Here is a 4,625-nt window from a genome sequence, read left to right on the forward strand (position 1 = left end):
ACGCCGACGCCGCCGCCCAGCATCCGACGCCGCGCCCCCGGCGGCGGTGCGGTGCTGGACCGGACCGTCAGTTCCGGTAGCAGGAGACCGCTCGGGGTGGCCGGCTGCTCACCCGCCCGATCGAGCTGCGCCAGCAACACCCGGAGGCTGCGCCGGCCGAGCTCGGCGAAGTCCTGTCGCACCGTGGTCAGCGGAGGCAGGAAGTAGCCGGCGTCCGGCGCGTCGTCGAATCCCACCACGCTGACCTCGTCCGGGACCCGGCGTCCGGCCTCGTGCAACGCCCGCAGCACGCCGAGGGCGAGCTGGTCCCCGGCGCAGAAGATCGCCGTGACGGACTGGTCCCGGGCCAACGCCTGACCCTGCTCGTAACCGGCCCGCGCGCTCCAGTCGCTCGGCCTGGTCGGGGGCACCGGCGCGCCGACGGCGTAGAGGGCCTCGCGCCAGCCCTCGACCCGATCGCCCGCCTCCGGCCAGTCGGCGGGCCCGGCCACGTGATGCACGGTGGTGTGCCCCAGTTCGAGCAGATGCCGGGTCGCGAGCCGGGCGCCGGCGGCGTTGTCGATGCGGACGCTCGGAATGGTCTCGTCGTGGCCGCCACCCACCACCGCGAGCGCCACACCGTCCGACATCGGCACCAACGCGCTGGTCACGGTCGCCTTGGGGGCAATCGCGATGATCCCCTCGACCGACTGTCGACAGAGCCAGTCGACCGCGCCGAGCACGGACCGCCGGTCGAGATGGCGCACGCTGGCGACGCTGACGAAGTAGCCGGCGGCCCGTGCGGCACCCTCGATCGAGTACAGCATCGAGGTCGGCCCGTACAGGGCGCTCTCGTAGCCGATGATCCCGAGCGTGCCGGACCGCCGGGTGACCAGCGCCCGGGCCGCCAGGTTGCGGCGGTAGTCCAACGCCCGCATCGCCGCCACCACCCGCTGCCGGGTGTCCTCCCGGACGTTCGGATGCGAGTTCAGGACCCGGGATACCGTCTGCTTCGACACTCCCGCGAGTCGTGCCACGTCGCCCATCACCGAGCCGCTGGCGCGCCTCGGTGGCCCACCGGTGAGATCAACGTCCGATCCGGAACCAGCCATCACAGCCTCCCGCGTTCCCCTGTGCGCGCCCCGGTCCGTCACGGGACCTGCCACAGACGATGAACGCCGAAAACGTTTTCGGCAACAGCTCGGCCGCCCGGCGGAGGCGGCGGTCCCGGTCCCGGCCCGGACGAGGGCTCGCCGCGGCGCGCCGTCCGGCCGGATCCGGCGACGGCCGCCGATGGGACCGGGGCCACCGGCGGGCCTGCTCTGGCGCGGGTTGCGGGATCTTGCGAGGCTTACGGCGTGTATGACTACGACCTGTTGGTGCTGGGCTCCGGGCCCAGCGGTCAGAAGGCCGCGATCGCCGCCGCCAAGCTCGGTAGGCGGGTCGGCGTCGTCGACCGCCGCGACATGATCGGTGGGGTGTGCATCAACACCGGCACCGTCCCCTCCAAGACGTTGCGCGAAGCCGTGCTCTACCTCAGCGGCATGAGCCAGCGGGACCTGTACGGCAGCAGCTACCGGCTCAAGGAGGAGATCACGGTCGGCGACCTGGCCGCCCGGACCCAGCATGTGATCAGCCGGCAGACCGACGTCATCCGCAACCAGCTGGCCCGCAACCGGGTCACGCTGATCACCGGCACCGGACGGTTCGCCGACCCGCACACGATCTGGGTGGACGGCGAGTCCGGGCAGGAGTCCCGGGTCACCTTCGACAAGGCGATCATCGCCGCGGGCACCCGGCCGGCCCGCCCGGACAGCATCGACTTCGACGACCGGACGATCGTGGACTCCGACGGGGTCATCAACCTGGAGGCCATCCCCCGCAGCATGGTCGTGGTCGGCGCCGGCGTGATCGGCATGGAGTACGCCTCCATGTTCGCCGCGCTCGGCACCAAGGTGACCGTGGTGGAACGCCGCGACCGGATGCTCGATTTCTGCGACGAGGAGGTCGTCGAGTCGCTCAAGTACCACCTGCGCGACCTGTCCGTCACGTTCCGCTTCGGCGAGGAGGTCGCGGCGGTGGAGAAGCACCAGAGCGCGGCGCTGTGTGTCCTGAAGAGCGGGAAGAAGATCGTCGCGGACACCGTCATGTACTCGGCCGGCCGCCAGGGCCAGACCGACAAACTGGCGCTGGAGGCGGCCGGGTTGCAGGCCGACCGGCGCGGCCGGATCACGGTCGACGCGAACTACCGCACGGCGGTGGAGAACATCTACGCGGTCGGCGACGTGATCGGGTTCCCGGCGTTGGCGTCCACCTCGATGGAGCAGGGCCGGATCGCCGCGCAACACGCCTGCGGCGAGCCGGTCCGGGCACTCAACGAGTTGCAGCCGATCGGGATCTACACCATCCCGGAGATCAGCTTCGTCGGGAGGACCGAGGAGCAGCTGACGGAGAGCTCCACGCCGTTCGAGGTCGGCATCGCGCGCTACCGCGAGCTGGCCCGCGGCCAGATCGTCGGCGACTCGTACGGCATGCTGAAGCTGCTGGTGTCACCGGCCGACGGTCGGCTGCTCGGCGTGCACGTGTTCGGCACCGGCGCCACCGAGATCGTGCACATCGGGCAGACCGTCATGGGTTGCGGCGGCACGGTCGACTACCTCATCGACGCGGTGTTCAACTATCCGACCCTCGCCGAGGCGTACAAGGTGGCGGCGCTGGACGCGTCCAACAAGATCCGCAACATCGTCCGGGTCGAGGGCTAGGTCGGCCCGGGGGTCGGGTCGGCCCGCACCAGGATCGGTGCTGGCCGACCCGACCCTCGGGTCTCACCCCAGGTCGAGGGTGAACTCGGCCGTGTGGACCGTCCCGTCGACCTGGAAGTCGAAGAACGCCCGGTAGCGGCTCGGGCCCGGTGCCGTCAGCCAGAATCTGGCCGCCCCGTCGACCAGTTCCTGCTCCGGGTGGACGTGCACGTAGCCCAGGTCGCCCTCGCGGACGACCACCAGGTGTCCGTACGCGCCCAGGTAGCGCTCCAGCCGCGGCGCGGGGGCACCGGTCCGGCTGACCCGGAACGACAGCGGCACCGTCGCCCCCACCGTGGGGGTGCCGACCATCTCCACCGCGAACGGCCCGGCCGTCGCCCGTGGCTGGGCGGGCGGCAGGGTGGCCGGGGTGGGCGCGCCGGGAACCTGGTGGTCGACGCCGAGCACCAGCGGCCGTGCGGTGCCGTCGGCGGCGGTCGTGGCGAAGTCGGCGTAGACGCGGTAGCCCCCGGCCCGCTTGAGCGTCAGGGGCACGCTCCAGGTGCCGTCGGCCGCCATGGTGGGATGCAGATGCTGGTAGCCGCCCAGGTCCCGACCCACCACGACCAGGTGCAGCGGCTTGTCGTGCACGACCGCGAAGTTCGTCTCCGCCCGCCCGTCGGTGCCCACGATCCGGAACCGGTAGTCCACGTTCACGCCGGCGGGCTGGGACCGCGCCACCGGTTTCAGGGTGTAGCCGCCGGCGCCGACCGTCGTCCCGGTCACCTGTGCCTGCGCCGGATCGCCGTCGCCCGGGTGCGTGTGCGCGCCGGCCCCCGGCGTGTGCTGATGCCCGTCCCCCGCCGCGACCGGGCGGCCGGTGGTGGGCGCCCCGCCGCCGGCCGCCGTGGCGACCCGCCCGTCGGCGGCACCGATGCGTCCCAGCCCGAAGCCCGCCAGCAGGGCGACCACCAGTGCGCCGACCAGCAGGGCGAGACCCCGGTCGCCCAGCCGGGGCCCGCCGGCCGGCCGGTTCCCGGGCGCTTCGCCCGGCCCGGCCGGGCTGCGTCGGGGGCCACTGGTCCTGGCCGCCTCGCGCGAGGCCGGGCCGGGCGACTTCGCCCGTACCCCTGCTCGGCCAGCCGGGGCGGGGCGGACCGCCCGACCGGCGGGGCGGCGGGTCCACGGCCAGCGGGGGGCCGGGGCCCGCCCGCCCACCCGCGCGGCGGTGCGGCGCCACCCGACGACGCCGGCCACCGCCGCGACCGCCGCGACCGCCACCGCGACACCGAGCCAACCGGGCGGGCCGGCGGCCTCCTCGTCGGCCGGGGCCGCCGCGGGAGCGGCCGCACCGGGGGTGGCCGGGGACGAGGCCGGCGCCGCGGACCCGCCCGACGACTGGCCCGAGCCGTGTCCGGACGTCGCGTGCTGCTCGGCGGCGGCGACGAGCGACGGGTCCGGCCCGGCGGTCGGCGGCCGCCACCCCTGCCGCGCGGTCATGACCCGGCCGGCGTAGCGGAAGCTCATCGTGCCTCGCACCGGCTCGCCGTCGGAGGCCACCGACAGGTAGCTGACCGTGTACTGCCCCGCCGCCGGCAGGTACGCGAGCGTCACCACCGCCGGGAACCCGGTGGCGTACTCGCGCGGCTCGAACTTCCCGTCGACCAGCAGATATTCCCGCACCGGCTGGTCCAGGGGCTTGGGGGACCCGTGCGTCCAGCCGTCGTCGACCCGACCGCCGTCCGGGGCGGTCACCGCGAAGTATGCGTTGTCGGCGACCCGCTCGGTGAAGTAGAGCGCCACGGTCGCCAACGGCTCACTGACCGTGGCGCCCGCCGCCGGCGTGGACATGGCCAGGGTGCCGTGCGCCGCGGCGGGCGGGGCGGCCCCGAGGACGGCGACCAC

3 protein-coding genes are annotated in these 4,625 nt (G+C 74.0%); 1 reads left to right on the forward strand and 2 read right to left on the reverse strand.

Going from position 1 to position 4,625, the window contains the following annotated elements:
- The coding region (locus tag ACFT41_RS32000; RefSeq protein WP_377614103.1) for a substrate-binding domain-containing protein at positions 1-998 on the reverse strand (998 nt) is incomplete at its 3' end.
- A 339-nt stretch (positions 999-1,337) separates the two neighbouring features.
- Between ACFT41_RS32000 and sthA the strand changes: the two genes are divergently transcribed.
- A complete protein-coding gene (gene sthA, locus ACFT41_RS32005; protein ID WP_377590471.1) occupies positions 1,338-2,741 on the forward strand; it encodes a Si-specific NAD(P)(+) transhydrogenase in 1,404 nt (467 codons plus the stop codon).
- Positions 2,742-2,804: 63 nt separating this feature from the next.
- Here the strand turns inward: sthA and ACFT41_RS32010 are convergent.
- Positions 2,805-4,625 (reverse strand): copper resistance protein CopC (locus tag ACFT41_RS32010; RefSeq protein ID WP_377614104.1); only part of this gene is annotated, 1,821 nt, incomplete at its 5' end.

The organism is Micromonospora sp. NPDC057141 (assembly GCF_042670805.1).
Classification (GTDB): Bacteria; Actinomycetota; Actinomycetes; order Mycobacteriales; family Micromonosporaceae; genus Micromonospora.